The 19310-nt window shown below is 49.9% G+C and carries 11 protein-coding genes; 10 read left to right on the forward strand and 1 reads right to left on the reverse strand.

Features of this window, described 5'->3' with window-relative positions; all coding sequences use genetic code 11:
- The first annotated feature begins 2 nt into the window (after positions 1-2).
- The 5 genes from DWX68_RS03625 (at position 3) to addA (ending at position 10162) form a co-directional block, all read left to right on the forward strand.
- A complete protein-coding gene (locus DWX68_RS03625) occupies positions 3-536 on the forward strand; it encodes a hypothetical protein (protein ID WP_118628635.1) in 534 nt (177 codons plus the stop codon).
- Between the two features lie 298 nt (positions 537-834).
- Entirely contained in the window at positions 835-1173 is a 339-nt protein-coding gene (locus DWX68_RS03635; protein WP_022358993.1) for a DUF1292 domain-containing protein, read from the forward strand.
- Between the two features lie 90 nt (positions 1174-1263).
- Entirely contained in the window at positions 1264-2766 is a 1503-nt protein-coding gene (gene rpoN / locus DWX68_RS03640) for an RNA polymerase factor sigma-54 (RefSeq protein WP_118628636.1), read from the forward strand.
- Positions 2767-2800: 34 nt separating this feature from the next.
- Positions 2801-6268 carry a helicase-exonuclease AddAB subunit AddB gene (gene addB / locus DWX68_RS03645; RefSeq protein WP_118628637.1) on the forward strand — a complete coding sequence of 1156 codons (3468 nt, stop codon included), beginning with the start codon at positions 2801-2803 and terminating at the stop codon, positions 6266-6268.
- 66 nt (positions 6269-6334) lie between these two features.
- Positions 6335-10162 (forward strand): helicase-exonuclease AddAB subunit AddA, encoded by a 3828-nt coding sequence (gene addA / locus DWX68_RS03650; protein ID WP_118628638.1) that lies wholly within the window; start codon positions 6335-6337, stop codon positions 10160-10162.
- Positions 10163-10396: 234 nt separating this feature from the next.
- Here addA and DWX68_RS03655 read toward each other — a convergent pair whose 3' ends face one another.
- Complete coding sequence (locus DWX68_RS03655) at positions 10397-11182, reverse strand: MerR family transcriptional regulator (protein WP_182432130.1); 786 nt, start codon at positions 11180-11182, stop codon at positions 10397-10399.
- 525 nt (positions 11183-11707) lie between these two features.
- On the opposite strand from DWX68_RS03655, the gene rsmH reads away from it, so the two are divergent.
- The 5 genes from rsmH to DWX68_RS03680 all read left to right on the forward strand — a co-directional run bounded on the left by rsmH (position 11708) and on the right by DWX68_RS03680 (position 19115).
- A complete protein-coding gene (rsmH, locus tag DWX68_RS03660) occupies positions 11708-12766 on the forward strand; it encodes a 16S rRNA (cytosine(1402)-N(4))-methyltransferase RsmH (protein ID WP_118628640.1) in 1059 nt (352 codons plus the stop codon).
- 21 nt (positions 12767-12787) lie between these two features.
- On the forward strand, positions 12788-12991 hold the full coding sequence (locus DWX68_RS03665; protein WP_117796376.1) for a hypothetical protein: 204 nt from the start codon (positions 12788-12790) through the stop codon (positions 12989-12991).
- A gap of 109 nt (positions 12992-13100) precedes the next feature.
- Complete coding sequence (locus DWX68_RS03670) at positions 13101-13922, forward strand: tyrosine-type recombinase/integrase (RefSeq protein ID WP_227589521.1); 822 nt, start codon at positions 13101-13103, stop codon at positions 13920-13922.
- 255 nt (positions 13923-14177) lie between these two features.
- Positions 14178-14843 carry a hypothetical protein gene (locus DWX68_RS03675; RefSeq protein ID WP_118524622.1) on the forward strand — a complete coding sequence of 222 codons (666 nt, stop codon included), beginning with the start codon at positions 14178-14180 and terminating at the stop codon, positions 14841-14843.
- Positions 14844-14891: 48 nt separating this feature from the next.
- Positions 14892-19115: a VWA domain-containing protein gene (locus DWX68_RS03680; RefSeq protein WP_182432131.1), complete on the forward strand. Its 4224-nt coding sequence runs from the start codon at positions 14892-14894 to the stop codon at positions 19113-19115.
- The last annotated feature ends 195 nt before the right edge of the window (positions 19116-19310 follow it).

Raw genomic sequence — 19310 nt, forward strand, 5'->3', positions numbered from 1 at the left:
GAATGGGATTTATAAAGAGAAAGCATCGTCCGGAGTACGCTGCAGTGCAGCGGGAATGGGCAATGTGGGTAAAACAGATGGAAAAAACACTTCCGGGTTACGGGGAGCAGAATGAGGCATTGCACTGGATGGTACGGATTCTGACGGGGGTGCGGGTTCTGTACTGCCTGTTTTATCTGATTATGACATTTGTCTATGGAATGGAGAAAACAAATGCGGTCATGACGCTTTTGGGACCGTTTATTTTTTATGGCTGGTATATGCTTATGCTGCGGGAGAGCCCGGTGCTTACGGTGTTGATGCTGATCGGGCGTGGGGCGAGTATCGTGTGGGGCGGCGTATCGCTGCTTCAGATGAGCTGGTGGCTGCCATTTCCGCTGGTTTTTATGCTGGTGATGGCGGCGGCAATCGAATTTATCGAGGCGGTATTCTGCATCTATATGCTGTTTAACCCGCTGGCACGGCACACAATCCGCTTAAACCGGGCATTTGCACGTGGAATGCGCGTACAGGTGCCGGATGAGGGGCTGGAATAGATGGCGGCGTATCGGAATGAAGCGGCGATACTGTACACGGGTAGGCACTTTTGGAACCGAAAGTGCCGTAAGAAAACGTGGCGGCAGCAGGAATTTGCCGTATTTAAATGCGAAGCCACGGCAAATTCCGTTACTGGGCACGTATGCGTGAACAGTAACGAGGCGGCAGATGAAGAGGACAATGAGGAAGTCAAGTCTTGATTTTTACAGAATACTCTGATACAGTGGAGTCAAGACAGGATTCCGCCAACGGATCTTGTGGGACGTAGAAAAGGCATAGAAAAGAAAGAGGTAAAATATGGCAGATAATAAGAATATGACGCAGGAAGAGATCGACAACGGCGAGGAGATGACCGTGACTCTGACATTGGATGACGGCAGAGAGATTGAGTGTGTTGTTCTGACGATTTTCCCGGCAGGCGGTAAGGATTATATTGCCCTTCTTCCGATGGATGACATCGAGGCAGAGGACGGAGAGGTATATCTGTACCGTTACAGCGAGGATGAGAACGGACAGCCGAACCTGGAAAACATCGAGGACGATGATGAGTATGAGATCGTGGCAGATGCGTTTGACGAGCTTCTGGACGAGCAGGAATATGATGAGCTGGTCGGCGAGGACGAGCTGGATCAGTAATTAGGCAGGCAAAAGACAGGACGCCCAGGTACTTCGCAGGCAGAAACGGCGAGGCATCTGGGCGTTTTACATCTTTTCAGGGGTGGTACGATGGAACTGAAACAGGAGTTAAAGCTCAAACAGACCTTGTCCCAGAAAATGATACAATCCGCAAATATTCTTCAGATGGGGCAGATAGAGCTGAAAGAGTACATAGAAGAGATGGCGCTGGAAAATCCAGTGGTGGATCTGGAAGAGCGGGAGCCGGAGAACGGACGGCTGGAAGAAAATGGAGAGCTGAACGAGAAAATCCGCAGACTTGAAGAACTTGCCAGCCTTGACCGCCAGAACCAGACTTATTATCAGGATGAGGAAGAAGAGGCGGGGCGATTAGAGCCGGGACGAAGCCAGGAGGGGCTTTTGGAATCACTTCTGGAACAGGCGTGTATGCTGCATCTGACGAAAAGAGAAGAAAAAATATTCCGCTATATGATCAAAAATCTGGATGCAAGCGGATATCTCAGCGTGAATTTTGGAGAACTCTGCGCTGGGCTGGGAATTGAGGAGACAGAAGGAGAACGGATCTGGAAAAATTTTGGCAGGCTGGAACCGTGTGGGATCGGGGCACGGTCGCTGAAGGAGTGTCTGTTGATGCAGCTGTCTTACCTGGCAGAAGACGGCGGCGCGGTGATTGATATTGTTCAGAATGGAACGATGCGAACCGAAATTCTGGCGGCACGCATCATTTCCAACCATCTGGATCTGCTGGGAAAAAACCAGATGAAGCAGCTTGCCCGTGCATGCTCCTGCAAGCTGGAGGAAGTGCTTCTGGCAGCAGCGCGGATCCGGGAGCTGAATCCCAAACCGGGAAGCGGATATGGGGATGAGAGCTATGATAAATATATTGTACCAGATATAATTATCTCACAGACGGAACACGGATTTGAAATGCAGCTTTCCGATGAGACACTGCCGCAGATTGCCATCAATCCGTATTATCTGTCATTGATGAAGCAGAAAGATACCGAGACGGAGGCGAAGGACTACATCGAGGGAAAAATCCGACAGGCTGAATGGGTCTGCCAGTGCATTGGGCAGCGCAATCAGACATTGTCGCGGCTGGCAGAAGAGATTTTGTGCGTACAGGGGGAGTTTTTTGCAAAAGGAAGTGGAAAACTGGCTCCGTGGACGCAGAAACAGGCGGCTAAATCGCTGGGGGTCAGCGAGCCGACGCTGAGCCGGACAGTGCGTGAAAAATATCTGCAATGCCGCTGGGGGATTTTTCCGCTGTCATATTTCTTTTCAAGACATATGGCTGCGGAGGGATTCGGGACAACGGATAAGGGAAGAATGGCAGAACGGGAAGAGGCGGCGAATCAGGAAGAAACGGCAGTTCAGGCAGAAATGGTGAATCGGATGGAAACAGGCAAAGATCCGCGGGAGGCAATCCGCCATCTGATCAAAACGGAAAATCCGAGAAAGCCGTTCAGCGACCGCGTGCTGTCAGAAAAACTGGCGGAAGCGGGGATCACGCTGTCGCGGCGGACTGTGGCGAAATACCGGGAAGAAATGGGAATCCGGGATGCATCCGGGCGGAAGTGCTTTGGTATCTGACAGAAAACATAGACAGAAAGACAGAGGGAAAACTATGTCATTGCAATTTATAATCGGTGGTTCCGGTTCGGGAAAGACACGGACATTGTATGAAAATCTGATCCGTCAGTCGATGGAAGAGCCGGACGGACGTTTTTTTGCTCTGGTGCCGGAACAGTTTACGATGCAGACGCAGAAAGAGATCGTGATGCTGCATCCGAACCATGGCGTGATGAATATCGATATTGTCAGTTTTGAGCGTCTGGCATACCGGGTGTTTGAGGAACTGGCGATTGAAAATCTGGCGGTGCTGGATGATATGGGAAAATCGATGGTTCTGCGGCGCGTCTCATCGGGCGTCCGGGGAAATCTGCACCTGTTTGGAGGGCATCTGGACAAGGCGGGCTTTATCAGCGAGATCAAATCGATGCTGTCTGAGTTTTTCCAGTACGGCATCACGGAGGAAAAGCTGGAGACGCTGATCGGGGAGACGAAAAGCCCGCTGCTGCGCCAGAAGCTTCTGGATATGCAGGTTTTATACCGGGCATTCCAGGCGTATACCGAGGAAAAAGTGATCGTAAAAGAAGAAATTTTAAGCCTTCTCTGCCGGGTGCTGCCGCAGTCACAGCTCATCCGCGACAGCGTTGTGACGCTGGATGGCTATACAGGCTTTACGCCGATCCAGTATGAGCTTCTGGAACTCTTATTCCAGTGCTGCCGGAAGGTGATCGTGACGGTCACGATGGATCCGGAGGACAACCCGTACCGCGAGAGCGTGCAGCAGAAGCTCTTTTACATGAGCCGTCATACCGTCTGCCGTCTGATTGACCGTGCTGCAGCTGCCGGATGCAGCCGGGATGAGGATATTTTGTTGAAAGAAAAACCAATGTGGAGATTTAAGGACAGCCCGGAACTGGGATTTATTGAAAATGAATTGTTCCGATATAGAGGAAAGGTGTATCATTCTGGGAGCGGGAACGAAAGCGGGGCTGCGGCTGAACACGGTCGGGAAAACCTGCGTCTAATTGAAGCAGCAACCCCGCAGGCGGAAATCTCTTTCTTATGCGGAGAAATCCGGCGTTTGGTGGCATCGGAGGGCATCCGTTACCGGGAGATCGCGGTGATTACCGGCGACTTGGAGACATATTCCCGGGAGATTCTGAGGCAGTTTGAGAAGAATCAGATCCCGTGTTTTATTGATTATAAGAAAAATATTTTAAGTAACCCGATGGTGGAACTAATCCGGGCGGCGCTGGAGGTGCTGCAATCGGGCTTTTCCTATGAATCGGTGTTTCGATTCCTGAAAACAGGGCTGGTGATGCCGCTTGCGGGGCTTTCACCGGAAGTGATCTATCAGGCGGAAAATTATGTGATTGCGCTTGGAATCCGCGGGTTTAAGCGGTGGAACAGCACATGGGAGCGCGTGTACCGGGGGGCTGAGCTTATCAATCTGGATGAGTTAAATCAGTTCCGTGAGGCGGTTGTCACACCATTTCTGCCGTTTCGGGAGGTGTTTTCCAACCGCAAAGCAACGGTGCGCGAGCGGACGGAGGCGCTGGTCCATTTTCTCGAAGCACTTGAGATGGAGCAGAAGCTGGCGGCGATGGCGCAGCAGTTTGAAGAAGTGGGCGATATGAGTCTTGCCAAGGAGTACGGGCAGGTGTATGGGCTGGTGATGGATCTGTTTGACCGGATTGTGGCGCTTCTCGGCGAGGAGATCATGGGACAGCGGGAGTATGCAGAGATTCTGGACGCCGGTTTTGCGGAGATCAAGGTAGGACTGATCCCCGCGGTCGTGGACCGGATCGTGGTCGGCGATATCACGCGAACCCGTCTTTCCAATATAAAAGTGTTGTTTTTTGCCGGAGTCAATGACGGGATAGTGCCGTCTGTTTCGGGACGCGGCGGGATCCTTTCGGAGGCGGATCGCCGGGCGCTGCGGGAAATGCAGGTAGAATTGGCGCCGACCGCGCGGGAGGAAAGCTTTTTGCAGCGATTTTATCTCTATCTGGCGCTGACAAAGCCGTCGGACTATCTCTATCTGTCGTGTGCGGCGTCCTCTGCCGAGGGAAAAGCGATGCGTCCTTCGAGTCTGATGCTGCAGCTGCTTAAATTATTTCCGGAGAAACGTCTGGAACAGCCGAAGGAAGAGAAGGAAGCGCTCTGGTCGCCGGAGCTTGGCATGAGCTGGGTGCTTCGGGGACTGCAGGATGAAAAAAGCGGGGAAAATGACCAGTTTATATCGCTGTACCGATACTTTATTCAGTCAGAATCGTACCGGGATGAAATGCAGGCGCTCTCGGATGCTGCATTTTATACCTATCAGGATACGGGCATCGGGAAGGCGGCGGCGCGGGCGCTCTATAGCCCGATTCTGCGGGGCAGTGTGACGCGTATGGAGCTGTATGCGTCGTGTGCGTATGCACATTTTCTTTCGTATGGGCTGGAATTGTCGGAACGGCAGATGTACGAGATTGCCCCGTCGGATATCGGAAATCTGTTCCATGCGGCGATCGACATGTATTTCACGCGGATGAAAGAGGAAAATCGCCGGTTTTCCGGCATTTCGGAGGAAGACCGCCAGAAAATGGTGGCGGAGTGCGTGGCGTCGGTCACGGAGGAATACGGCAATGCGATTCTGGGAAGCTCGTACCGGAATCAGTATCTGGAACGGAAGGTATACCGGATCACGGATCGGACGATCTGGGCACTGACGGAACAGCTAAAAAAAGGTGATTTTGAGCCAGCCGGGTTTGAGGTCAGTTTTTCACCGATGGATCACCTGAGAGCGATGCGGATTCCGCTTTCAAGCGAGGAGGCGATCCATCTGCGCGGGCGGATTGACCGAATCGATCTCTGCGAGGATGGCGACCGGCTGTATCTTAAGATCATTGATTACAAGACGGGAAAAACGAAATTTGACCTGACGGATATTTATTATGGATTGCAGCTGCAGCTGGTCGTCTACATGGATGCGGCGATGGAGAAGATCGGGCGGGAATACCCGGATAAAACGGTGGTTCCAGCGGGGCTTTTCTATTATCATATCGAGGATCCGATGGTGGAGCGCAAGCCGGTGGAGTCGGAGGAGGAGACGAATGCCGATATTTTGAAGGCACTGCGGATGAACGGGCTGGTAAACGGCGATCGGGAGGCACTGGCACATCTGGATAACCGGCTGGGCGAGGAGGCGACGGCGGATTCGGATGTTGTGCCGGTTTCGATTAAAAATGAGGCGATCGTTGAGCGGCGTTCGCAGGCGGCAGGGGAAGAAAAATTCCGTGTGCTGGGCGCGTATGTGAACCGAAAAATGAAGCATATGGGGCGGGAGATTCTGGATGGAAACATTGCGGCGTCGCCGTACAAAAACGGTCAGAAAACGGCGTGCGATTATTGCCCGTACCACAGTGTGTGCGGATTTGATTTGAAAACGGACGGCTACCAGTTCCGGCGTTTTGATAAGCTGAGCCCGGAGGAGATCTGGGGGAAGATGGAAGAAAAGGATAAGGAAACGGAACGGTAGGTTTGTGTTTGGCTGTGACTGTGGGAATGAAAGAAGAACCAGTCATGAAAAAGGAAAGGGCGAGAAATGGCAGTAAATTGGACCAGGGAACAGAAGCAGGTAATTGAGGGGCGGGAGAAAAGCCTCCTGGTGTCGGCAGCGGCCGGAAGCGGCAAGACCGCGGTGCTGGTTGAGCGGATCATCCAGATGATCACGGAGGGGGAGAACCCGAAGGACATAGACCGCCTGCTTGTCATGACTTTTACCCGGGCGGCAGCGGCGGAGATGCGGGAGCGGATCCAGGCGGCGATTGAGAAAAAACTGGAATCGGAGCCGGAAAATGAACATCTCCAGCAGCAGGCAGTTCTGGTTCAGTTTGCCCAGATCACGACGATCGACAGCTTCTGCCTGCATGTCATGCGGGAACATTTTGACCGGCTGGACATCGATCCAGCATTCCGGGTCGGCGATGAGGGCGAAATGCTTCTGATGCGCGCTGATGTGATGGATGGGCTGCTGGAAGATTATTACCGCGACGGCGGGAAACGGTATGAGGAGTTTGTGGACGCGTATGCGACGGGCAAGGCGGACGGTGGAATTGCCGAGTATGTGATGCAGGTCTACAATTTCGCCCAGAGTAACCCGTGGCCGGATGCGTGGTATGAAAAATGCCGTGAGGAGCTGCTCCTGACCGAACAGGGAGAGCTGGAGCAGACGGAGTGGATGCAGTTCCTTTTGCGTGATATTGCATTGCAGGCGCAAGAGTGGGAAATACAGCTTCGGGAGGCGTGGGAGATCTGCCAGGAGACGGGAGGACCGATGCCGTACCTGCCGATGATCGAGGAAGATCTGCGCCATGCGGAGGCAGTCTGCGGGGCAGCCGGTTCGTTTGAAACGATCTCGGAGGCATTGGAACAATTTACGTTTTCGCGTCTGGCGGCGATCCGCGGCAAAAACGGGGAGGTCGATCCGGAGAAAAAGGCGCTTGTTTCCGACTGCCGCGGTCGGGTCAAAAAAGCAGTTGAAAAGTTAAAAGGAGAGTACCTGTTTGCCTCCCCGGAGCAGATGCTTACGGATATGGAAGCCGGAAAAGAGCGGATTTTGGAACTTTTGGAGCTGGCTCAGGAATTTGGACGGCGGTTTAGGGCGAAGAAGAAAGAGAAAAATGTGGTGGATTTTCATGATCTGGAACATTTTGCGCTGGAGATTCTGACAGAACCGGAATCAGAATGTTCCGAGGCGGAGGAAACTTCAAGTGCAGAAGAAACCGATCAGATGCAAGGGAAAAATGCCTGGACAGTGCGCGTACCAGGCACAGTCGCGGATGAGCTCGCCGTGCAGTACGACGAAATTCTGGTGGACGAGTACCAGGACAGCAACCTGGTTCAGGAGACGCTGATCCAGTGTATCAGCGGTGAACGTTTTGACCGCCCGAATGTGTTTATGGTGGGCGATGTCAAGCAGAGTATCTATAAATTCCGCCTGGCGAGACCGGAATTATTTCTGGAAAAATACAGCACATACACGTCGGAGGAGAGCGCGCACCAGAAGATCGAGCTTCACCAGAACTTTCGAAGCCGGGATCACATACTGGAATCGATCAATGCGATTTTTTACCGTATCATGACGGAAAAGCTGGGAAATATATCCTATACGGAAGATGCGGCACTGCATCCGGGCGCAGCCTTTGAAGAGCGGGATGGCCTGGATGAGTTAAAGACGGAGCTTTTGCTGGTGGATTTGTCGGTGCAGCCGCAGAAAGAGACGGAATCCCCCGAGTTAGATGATGAGGCAGCCGATTACACCGCCAGAGAGCTGGAAGCGCGCATGATCGCCGGAAAGATCCGTGAGATGACGGATAAAGAACGGGGGATCACGATCTGGGATAAGGAGCTTGGCGCTTACCGTCGGGCGCAGTACGGGGATATTGTGATTCTGCTTCGAAGCGTCAGCGGATGGGCGGAAGAATTTATCGAGGTGCTGGCGACGCAGGGGATTCCGGCGGTCGCAGAGTCTCGGACGGGATATTTTAATACGCTGGAAGTCGAGACGGTGCTGAATCTTTTGGCAGTCATTGACAATCCGATGCAGGACATTCCCCTGGCGTCGGTGCTCAAATCGCCGTTTGGCGGCGTTTCTGATGAGGAGATGGCGTGGATTGTGGCGGAACATAAGGCGGGCGTTGACCGGTCGCGGGATGCAGGGCTTTACCGGGCGGTTGTGGAGTATATGAACGAGGATGGACCGGTGAAGTCGAATGACGAAAGTGACGATTCGTCGATCGCGGATGCGTTTCGTTTTCAAAAAAATAAATTAATTCAAAAGAATAACCTGCGCCGAAAACTCCAAAAACTCTTTACTCTCCTGGATACATTCCGCCAGGAATCTGTTTACCTGCCGATGCACGAACTCCTCTACCGGATTTACGACAAAACGGGCTATTACCGCTATGTGTCGGCGCTTCCGGGCGGGGCGGGACGGCGCGGCAATCTGGATATGCTGGTGGAGAAAGCGGCAGCCTATGAGGCGACGAGCTACCGGGGTGTGTTCCATTTCATCCGGTATATTGAGAAGCTGAAAAAATACAATACAGATTTTGGTGAAGCGCCGGTGGCAGATTCCGAGGGAACGGTGGTGCGGATCATGAGTATCCATAAGAGCAAGGGACTGGAATTTCCGATCGTGTTTGTGGCTGGAATGGGAAAAAATTTTAACAAGCAGGATACGCGGGGGAAACTTCTGATTGACGCGGATCTGGGAATCGGAACCGACTATCTGGACAGTGAGAAGCGCATCAAGGGACCGACGCTCAAGAAAAATGTGATGAAACGCCGGATGGAACTGGAGGCGCTGGGCGAGGAACTGCGTGTTCTTTACGTGGCGCTGACGCGTGCGAAGGAAAAATTGATTCTGACGGCGTCCTCCCGGAAATTGGAGGATCGGATTGCGAAGTGGAGCGCAGTGGCAGCCGAACACGGGGCGATTCCGTATACGATTCTGACGCTGGCTTCCTCGTATCTGGATTGGATTTTGATGAGTATTCCGGAAAAAAATCCGTGGATTTCATATCAGATGGAAACGCTTTCCGACCAGATCGGCCGTGAGATTGGCACGCAGATACGCCAGACGTTATCGAGAGAGTGGCTGCGGTGGCTGGCGGGGGAGGACAGCCATTTGTCGAATGACGAGAATCATCCAAACACGCAAAATCGGCTCGAAAATATCAGGCAAATAGAATCGATCATCAGCAGCAACTACCATTTCCAGTACCCATACCTGGACGATCTGAGTCTCAACACCAAGATGTCCGTTTCTGAACTCAAGAAAAAGGGCATGGAGGAAGAGGAGGAGGAGATGGTATTTCTGCCGACGCTGCCAGTGTTTATGGAGAAGGAGCAGGAAGAAAAAGGCGGCGCGACGCGCGGTACGGCGTACCACCGTGTGTTGCAGTTTTTGCCGTTTGAGCGGGCAATGTCGAGACAGGAGTTAAATGCATTTCCGGCGAAGCTGGCGGCTGAGGGGCGGATGGATGCCGAGGCGGCGGCGTTGGTGCGCGGCTCAGATCTGGCAAAACTGACAGCCAGTTCATTGGGAAAACGCATGCAGAGAGCGGCAGCAGCCGGGAAACTGTACCGGGAAAAACAGTTCGTCATCGGTATTCCGGCGCGCGAAATGGGCGACTGGGATTCGGATGAGCGGATTCTGATACAGGGTATCATCGACGCCTTTTTTGAGGAGGATGGCAAGCTGGTTCTGGTGGATTATAAGACAGATTATGTGGAAAATTCAGACATTCTGATCCGCCGCTATGAGGCACAGGTGCGCTACTATACCCGCGCACTAGAACAGATGACAGGAAAAAGGGTGGCGGAGCGCTACCTGTATTCATTCCGGTTTGGGGCGATTGAAGTGTAAGGCAGTGATTCTGGATACAGATAGGCACGTTCGGAGCCGATCGTATTTCCAGTCAATACGCCGGGATATGCGGCGCAGGAGGATCTGACGGAGTACCGGAGTTTTACGGATTATACGGATCAGGGCTTTGTTTATGTCCATGCGGGCTGCCGCGGCCGATAACTTTATAGAGTGGGTCAATGCGTGCTGCGCCCAGAGGAATTAAAATAATAAAATTAGAGAAATAAGTTTTGGTTAAAGGGTATCATCCGCCATCAGAACCGCTACCTGCGTCAGAAAGTTCTCAGGATTTTTGTGCTGGGGCGGTCCCTCCAGATAGAGGTGGCGGGCGGTGCCCTTTAATGGAATCTGATATTTGTTAGCATACGCACAAAGATGCTTCACAATTACCGGAAGACCTTCATAGGCACCGTGATAAAAGATACAGAGCGCTTTCTGGCAGGGCAGGGTGACGAGATGTTCACCCAGGCTTTCCGGCGGGACGGCGATGCAGCAGGTAAAATCGCCCGGATTCGAAAGGTTGTATTCGGTGAAAAACATATGCTGGGTGGTGTCAGAACCATATTGGCGGATCGCCTTGATGAAGACGCCACGTAATTGCTCTTTCTTGTCTTCAAGTTCTGTCGAATGCAGATCCTGGCAGTAAACGGTCTGGGCGGGAAGTTCTATCTGTCGGATTTCAAAGTCATTGTGCCCTTTTGAATGTTCTTTTAATTTCTCAATATTCCGGCTGATCTCGTCACGCAGATCTTCCAGACGAGTGATCAGCGGCTCCAGATCCGTCGTGCCGTGATAATAGGCATAGATATCATCCAGCGACAGACCGAGATTCTGCAGAATGCGGATGCTCCGGATGCGCGAGACGGTGTCTGCTGTATAGTAACGGTTTCCATTGATACCGTCTCTCTGATCCGGCAGAATAAGACCCTTGTCTTCATAATTTAAAATCATGCGCCGGGTCACTTCCAACGCTTTGGCTGCCTCGCCGATCGAGAGCAGCCGTTTTTTATCGTGCGTCATAAAACCTCCTGTTAGATATCCATAAGATGCGCAATCATGTATATTTGTCATGTAGGATTCTGGTGCAATTTTTTACACTCATAGTTGTGTATAATTACATGAAAAATAAGTAAAAATTATATAAATTAGCTAAAAAGGGATTGTATCGTACATCAATGTACGGTATATAATCATTTTATTGAAAGCGGGATGCCGTGTCAAGTATCCCGCCGATGTAAAACGCCACACAATTCGTCATACTATGCACGTTGAAAAGGAGTATCCGGGCAGGCAGGAGCGTCAGACATTGGGGAGAATGAGTATTTTATATACAGAAAGATTTGATGGCTCATCTGCAAACATCTGCCCGGAGAAACATTTCAACCAAAACGCCTTTATTGTATACCTATGATGCTGCGTTTTATCTGGAAAAATCAAGAAAGAATTGACATTTGAACGCCTTCCATATATGCTTGAACCAATATGATTTTCGATTTGACAGATGGGAAAATCAATGGAAAATCTAAGCAGATATGGGAGGCTTTTATGGATCAGGAAAATCAGACACCACACAAACGGCGTGTCAGATATAAAGGAAAATATCCAAAGAAATTTGAAGAAAAATATAAAGAGCTGCAGCCGGAGAAGTATCAGGACACGATCCAGCACGTGATTCAGAAGGGAAATACACCAGCGGGCATGCATATTTCCATTATGGTGCAGGAGATTCTGGACTTTTTGCAGATCCAGCCGGGGCAGGTCGGATTTGATGCGACGCTAGGATACGGCGGACATACGAAGGCAATGCTGGCCTGCCTGAAAGGGCAGGGACATATGTATGCGACCGATGTTGATCCGGAGGAATCCGCCAAGACGCGGAAACGCCTGGAAGAAGCGGGCTATGGCGAGGACATGCTTTCAATCCGTCTCCAGAACTTCTGTACAATCGATGAGATTGCCAAAGAAGCGGGGGGTTTTGATTTTATTTTAGCCGATCTGGGAGTGTCTTCGATGCAGATTGACAATCCGAAGCGAGGCTTTTCGTTCAAGGTAGATGGGCCGCTGGATCTGCGCCTGAATCAGGAAAAAGGCATCAGCGCCGCCGAGCGCCTTGACACGATCGAGCGTGAGGAGCTGGCGGGCATGCTGTACGAAAATTCAGACGAACCGTACTGCGAGGAGCTGGCAAAAGCGATCACGGATGAGATCCGCCGTGGAAACCGGATCGATACGACCACGAAACTCCGTGAAATCATTGAAAAAACATTGGATTTCCTTCCGGAAAAGGAGAAAAAGGAGACAGTCAAGAAGACCTGTCAGCGTGTTTTCCAGGCGCTCCGGATCGATGTAAACCAGGAATTTGAAGTGCTCTATGAGTTTATGGAGAAGCTTCCAAATACGCTTCGACCGGGCGGACGGGCAGCGATCCTGACCTTCCATTCCGGAGAGGATAAACTGGTGAAAGCGGCGCTCAAAGAGGGATATCGCGCCGGTATCTATAAAGAATATTCCAAAGATGTGGTGCGCCCGTCCGCGCAGGAGTGCGTACAGAACCCGCGTGCCCGCTCGACGAAGATGCGCTGGGCGATCCGGGCGGACGAGTAAAATGAATATAAAAGAAAATATATGAAAAAACAGGGCAGCTGTTCCGAGCAATATGGGAGCGGCTGTCCTGTTTTTATTGTGAAGATCAAAGAGAGTCCATGTGAAAAAATTTCGGGCGCAGTGATGTCTGGTTCTGCAAAAATCCGATTAAAAGAGCAAAAATGTTTTTTTAGCGAGATTTCTGTTTCCGGTGCGTATACTATAAGATTACTTTTCAGAAAATAGAAAAGTGGTCACAGTTGTGAAAGAAGAAACAGCTGCGAAAAAAACAAATCCGCGAGAAAGTTTCGTGAGAAAGAGAGGAAACGCATTGAAACAGGAAACACAAAATGAATTGGAACGATTTAGGGATTATTTGAGAGAACAGGAAAAAAGCAGCCATACGATCGAAAAATACTGCCGGGATGTGAGAAAGTTTTTGATGTTTGTGGGTGAAGAATGGGATAAAAACACAATTATATCGTTTAAGGAATATCTGCAAGCCCATTATAAAACATCCAGCGCCAATTCGATGCTGGCATCTCTGAACAGCTACTTTCATTTTATCGGAAGACAGGAATACTGTGTCCGCACGTTCCGGGTGCAGAAGCGGATTTTCTGCGATGAGAGACGGGAAATGACGCGCAGCGATTACCAGAAGTTAGTTAAGGCGGCACGGGGACGCGGCGATGAACGTCTCTGTGCGATTTTGCAGACAATCGCGAGCACGGGCATACGAATCAGCGAGCTTTCATATATTACAGCGGAATCGCTGGCACAGGGGGAAGTAGTGATCGACTGTAAGGGAAAACAGCGGGTGATCCTGCTGCCGCAGTCGCTGATGCTGTATCTGACGCAGTACTGCCGGAAGCAGCGGATTGTGAGAGGCAGCATCTTTGTCACAAAAAACGGGCAGGCAGTCCGCAGACAGAATGTGTGGGCGGACATGAAATCCGTCTGCACCGAAGCGGGTGTTCTTCCGAGCAAGGTATATCCGCACAATCTGCGCCATCTGTTTGCCAAGATATTTTATGAGCGCGATCACGATCTGGTTCGTCTGGCGGACTATCTGGGTCACAGCAGCGTAGAAACGACACGCCGTTATACGATCATCAGCAGTCGGGAAGCGTGCCGCAGACAGCTGGAATTAGGTTTGTTGATTGATAGGGAAAATTGACGAAAAACATAATGGGGATTATGTCATGAAATGGAAAAAATCTGCATACATATCTAAATATATGATTCTATTATTAAGTTTATCACTTCTGAGAAAGAATTTCAACATACAAAGGCGTTAAAAACAGTACTTGAAATAACACAGATATTCTATCCAAAATCTGGAAAATTCGACAAAAGCTTTGCAAATAAAAGAAAAAATGAAACAGTCGGATATGACATAATTCCCATTATGTCATCCGGGGAGGTGGAGTATGTGAGAGAAGATCTGACGGGGCGCCGGTATGGACGTCTGACCGTCTGCCGGGAGATAAAACAGGCAGAAAAAAGCCGCCGCCATTACTGGTTGTGCCGGTGCGACTGCGGGAAAGAAAAGACCGTGGAGGAGTCCCATCTGAAAACAGGGCATACGAAAAGCTGCGGGTGCTATCGGAAGGAGCTTCCGTCCAGTCGGCGGATCGATCTGACAGGCCGTCAGTTCGGACGTTTGAAAGTGCTTGAAGAGGCGGATAATTCCAACCGGACAGGCGAATATTGGAAATGTGTCTGTAGCTGCGGACGCCTGATTGAGGCATCCAAAGAAAGCCTGTGCGCGGGGAAAACCAAGAGCTGTGGGTGCCTGCAGGCGGAGACACGAAAGAAAAACATGAAAAAAGCGATTCATTTTGTAGGCGGAACCTGCCTGGAACGAATCGCCAACCAGAAAAATACGGCAAACAATACAAGCGGCTACCGAGGCGTCTACCAGCGGGAAAATTCCCGGTGGCGGGCAGCGATCGGCTTTCAGGGAAAAGTGTACAACCTTGGAACCTTCGTAAACCTTGAGGATGCGGTGGCAGCGCGGAAAAAAGCAGAAGAGGAATTGTACGAGCCATTTTTGCGGGAACATGGCGTGAAAGCGGTTCAGAATGGAGGTATTTAAATCCGCATAAGGGGACCTGTGTTGATGATAAGACGGGAGGCAAAAAGAATGAAAAAAGCGAAGAAAAAGGGGAAAAGTTACAGTCAAGGCTGGTTTGAACGTCAGTCAAGGCGTTTCATGTCAGTGCTTTTGTGCAGCAGTATGTTGAGCACAAGCGTGGCAAATACAGCCGCATTTGCAGCAGCCACATCCGAAGGAGGGGATGAAAGACAGGAATTTTCATTGGAAAAAGAAGTTCTCAGGCAGGCAATCCGGGATGCTGCTAAAAAAGGGAAGACAGTAAAAGAGGATGCATTTACGTTTTCCGGCGATGAGGCAGAAACCTACGAGGGACTGTTTGAAGAAGGAAATCTATATGAACTGCATCCAGATTTCGAGAAGAAAAACGACCGGCTTACTTTGAAAATGTATGCCCGCTTAGAGGATGAAGAGAACATGGATCAGTATACGATCAGCGGAAATGAAGAAATTATTTTCCTGATGACCAATTCTTCTTCAAAAGAGCGCACCGGACGGATTCTGGTGGATGGAAGAGCCAGCGTATGGATGACGGTTGCGCCATTTGGTGAAGTAAAAAAGCAGGTTGAGCTGGAGACAGAGGAAGCGGTTCCGGCCGAGATAGAAAATGAGGTAAAAGAACCGGAAAGTGCAGTTCCGGCAGGAAGTGAAGATATCACAGAAGAGGATACGGCTCTGGAGGACGATGTAAAAGAGCAGGAAAATGCTTCAGATACAGGTAACAATCAAATAAAAGAAGAAACCTCGGATCCAGAAAAACAGGACAAAGCAGAGCAGAAGGAGCAGGAACCGAATACAGGAGATTCAGAAGATACCTCGGATATAAAAGAAGAACCGGAAGCAGCGGATGACAAGAAAGATTTATCGGAGCTGGATTCTGAGAACGAGAATGAAAAAGCAGGCATGGATGCGTCCGAAACAGATACATCGGATTCAGAAAATGACAGCGCCCAGGACGAAGATTCAGTTCAGGTATCACGTTCGGCTCATTTTTCGATGTTTTTGACTTCAGCTGCAATGGCATCTCCGTCTGATGCAAAAGAAGAAGAGAACGAGAACGATGAAAATGAAAAAAATAAGGCGATTGTAGGCGACGAAGCAGAAGAAGACAATTTTGAACGCATTCTGGGGGATTCATATGAAACGGTAGGCATTAAGAATGCATCCGCAGCCGCATTTGTAACTTCCGCGATGGAGCTTGGTCTGACAGACGTAGCTGTTTTGTCGGCAGTGGAAGTGGAAGAAATTCCACACTGGCAGATTTCGAAGTCTAAAAAAGCTACCAATCTGGACGAAAACTTTGAATCCCAGGTAACACTTTCCCTTCCGTCAGCGGAGGAAAAACTGGAAAATGACATTGTATTTGTGCTGGATAAATCTACCAGCGTGCAGCTGGAAAATGAGGCGTTAGAGATGCTTAAGGAGCTGCAGGCGCAGGCAAAGAAAAATGGCGCAAAAGTAAAGGTTGGAGTCGTTATTTTTAATAAAGAAGCGCATAAGTCTGACTTTATGGATTTGGAAACCCAGTATGATGCGATTGCGGCAGCGATCCGTGAGAATATTAGCAGCGGAACGAATCTTTCGGCTGGAATCCTTGCAGGTAAGAAAATGCTGGATGAGGATACGCAGGTGGCAGCAGGAAGAAAGAGCCTGGTGCTTTTAAGCGATGGCATTACCTATATTTTTGGGGAAAAACCGACGGCGGTTGCCTGGGGATTTGAGAATGATGGTTCAGAACATTCCTGGGCGGGACCGGATAACTGGATTCTTAAATATGGGAATAATAAAGCATTATCGGAGGATGAGTGGAACGAGCGCCTGGGTACAATCAAAGCGCAGATGGATGCACAGGGCGATGAATTTGACCATCCATATGAGCAAGGAGATTTAACGCCATGTACCCCACCTGGTGAAGGAAAAGAACGTGCCAATAGCGTTGATAAAGCACTCTATCTTTCCTATGAGGCATATCTGGAAGCGGCGAAGGAACAGTATCACTGCTATGCGATGCCGATTGGTTCATCTGCTGGTGAAAGCTATCCATGGGGACCGAGCTTTGTGAAATATCTGGCAGACGGAAAAACGGCAAGTTTTGAAGATATCAAAAATGACATCCTTTATGCCGTCGATCGGGGCTCGATGGTGGAAGATTATATGGGTTGGGTCAAGGATGACTACAATTTTGACTTAAAGAGCATCGACCGTCTGACTGTTGGCGGCAGGGAGCTTTCCAAATGGAAAGATGGAAATACCGTTTATTTTGGAAATGAAGACGTGAATGCAGCTCAGTATCGTTTTAAGGTGGAATACGATCCGTCGGATAAGGAAGGCGGAGAACATTTCATCTGGACGATGAATGAGGCGGTAAAAAATAATGAACCGGTGCAGCTGACCTATACGGTAAAACTGGTAAATCCGAAGAACAATCCAGGAGAATCGTATGGACGGTACGATGAAGACGGAAGCGAAGAGTATGATGGACTTTATACGAACCAGAAAGCAGTGCTGCATCCGGTTGGAAGCGATCAGGAAAAAGGAAAAACGGAAGTATTTTCGAAACCGACTGTATCATATACGATTCCGGGAGGAGAACTTCCGACGATTCCAGAGGGAGGAACTTCTAAATCGAAGACAGCGGAACAGCTGGATGAAAATTTTAAGTCTCAAGTGGCTTTGTCCTTGCCGTCAGCGGAGGAGCAGCTGGTAAGTGATGTGGTGCTTGTCTTAGATAAATCAACCAGCATGGGACTGAAAGAGCAGGCATTGGAAATGCTTCAGAACCTCAAGAAAGAAGTGCAGGAAAAGGGAGCAAAGGTCAAAGTGGGAGTAGTGCTCTTTAACAAGGAAGCCCATACGGATGGATTTATGGATTTGGAGACCCAATATGAGGCGATTGAAGCAGCCATTTGTCAGGAAATTAAGAGTGGAACCAATCTTCACGCAGGTATTTTAGCGGGTAAATCAATGTTAGACCAGGATACAGGAGTGGCAGATGAACGCAAGACACTGGTAGTTGTCAGTGATGGTATTACCTATATGTTTAATGAGAATCCGACGGCGGTTGCCTGGGGATTTATGGCAGATTCTCCGAAACATTTTGCAGGACCGGATAACTGGAAATCCAAGTATGGAAATAATCAGGCACCGACGGACTGGAATGCATGGCTGACCGGCATAGGAGCCAGACTTTCAGAGCAGAAGGATACACACGACTATCCATATGGAACGGAACCGGATGCATCGCTTATTACACCGGTGGAGGAAGCAGGAAATTATGTGAATTCGATCGATAAGGCATTATATCTTTCGTACGAGGCGTACGCACAGGCAGCTTCGGAAGGATATCACTGCTATGCGATGCCGATTACGCCGCCCGGAACGGCAAGTAACTATGAGTGGGGAATGAGTTTCATGCGGTACCTCGCGAATGGAAAGCAGGTTTCATTTGAAAGTATAGAAAATGATATTTTGTATGCCGTTGATAAAGGTTCTGTTGTGAAAGATTATATGGGCTATGTGAAAGAGGATTATAACTTTGATTTCGATCACTTAGACCAGCTGACAGTAGGGGGAAAAGCGCTTTCTATGTATCAGGAGGGCAACACCTGGTATTTTGGAGACGGAGAACCGGGACCGCAGAATTATCGTTTTAAAGTGGTATATGACGCGGGAAATAAGGCAGAGACAGAGATGTTTACCTGGTATATAAATGAACCAGTTTCAAACTTTGCACCGGTGCAGCTGACCTATACCGTAAAACTGATAAACCCAAAGACGGCGGATGGAACATATGGAAAATATGACCGGGACGGCAGCCAGCACTATGAAGGGCTCTATACCAATCAGGAGGCGGTCCTGTATCCGGTAGACAGCCGTGGAAATGAGTATCGGCCAGAAGAATTCCCGAAGCCGACCGTATCATATGTGGTAGAACATGGAAGCCAGGAACCGGGATCTGATCCTACCCCGACCCCGAATCCAGGCAATAACGGAGGCGGAAGCCACGGCGGTCACGGAGGCGGAAGTAGTTCTGGCAGTAAAAAGTCTTCGACCACAACCGCGTCGGGACCGGCAGCCCAGCCGACGGAACCGGTTACGCCGGTTGTACCAGAACCTCAGCCGGTTGTACCGGCAGAAGGACTTCCGAAGACCGGGGATACGGATCGGATGGATGTGCCGATGGCTCTGCTGGCAATTGGAATGATGGCAGCAGCTTATGTATTAATGACGGGCAGAAAAAAGACGGAAGAGTAAGACAAGATATAGAAAAATAAAAATTGCCCGGTTATAAGAGCAGGTTTTTAGGGCGGCGCCAGAAAAAATGGCGCTGTCCTAAAACTATGCTGTTATCTGTTTCGTTTTGTATGCAAATTAATACATCATTTATAAAAATATATAATTTGCTTAATAAATAAAGGCGCAGAACGTTTCACGGGCAAAGATGGAGGG

This window comes from Clostridium sp. AF20-7, from assembly GCF_003479275.1.
GTDB lineage: Bacteria > Bacillota > Clostridia > Lachnospirales > Lachnospiraceae > Otoolea > Otoolea fessa.

Excerpts from the sequence above, each read along its gene's own strand:
- DWX68_RS03680 (WP_182432131.1), top strand. The coding sequence starts at position 14,892 with ATGAAAAAAGCGAAGAAAAAGGGGAAAAGTTACAGTCAAGGCTGGTTT.
- DWX68_RS03665 (WP_117796376.1), top strand. The coding sequence starts at position 12,788 with ATGAAAAAACAGGGCAGCTGTTCCGAGCAATATGGGAGCGGCTGTCCT.
- addA (WP_118628638.1), top strand. The coding sequence starts at position 6,335 with ATGGCAGTAAATTGGACCAGGGAACAGAAGCAGGTAATTGAGGGGCGG.
- DWX68_RS03625 (WP_118628635.1), top strand. The coding sequence starts at position 3 with ATGGGATTTATAAAGAGAAAGCATCGTCCGGAGTACGCTGCAGTGCAG.
- DWX68_RS03655 (WP_182432130.1), bottom strand. The coding sequence starts at position 11,182 with ATGACGCACGATAAAAAACGGCTGCTCTCGATCGGCGAGGCAGCCAAA.
- rpoN (WP_118628636.1), top strand. The coding sequence starts at position 1,264 with ATGGAACTGAAACAGGAGTTAAAGCTCAAACAGACCTTGTCCCAGAAA.
- addB (WP_118628637.1), top strand. The coding sequence starts at position 2,801 with ATGTCATTGCAATTTATAATCGGTGGTTCCGGTTCGGGAAAGACACGG.
- DWX68_RS03635 (WP_022358993.1), top strand. The coding sequence starts at position 835 with ATGGCAGATAATAAGAATATGACGCAGGAAGAGATCGACAACGGCGAG.
- rsmH (WP_118628640.1), top strand. The coding sequence starts at position 11,708 with ATGGATCAGGAAAATCAGACACCACACAAACGGCGTGTCAGATATAAA.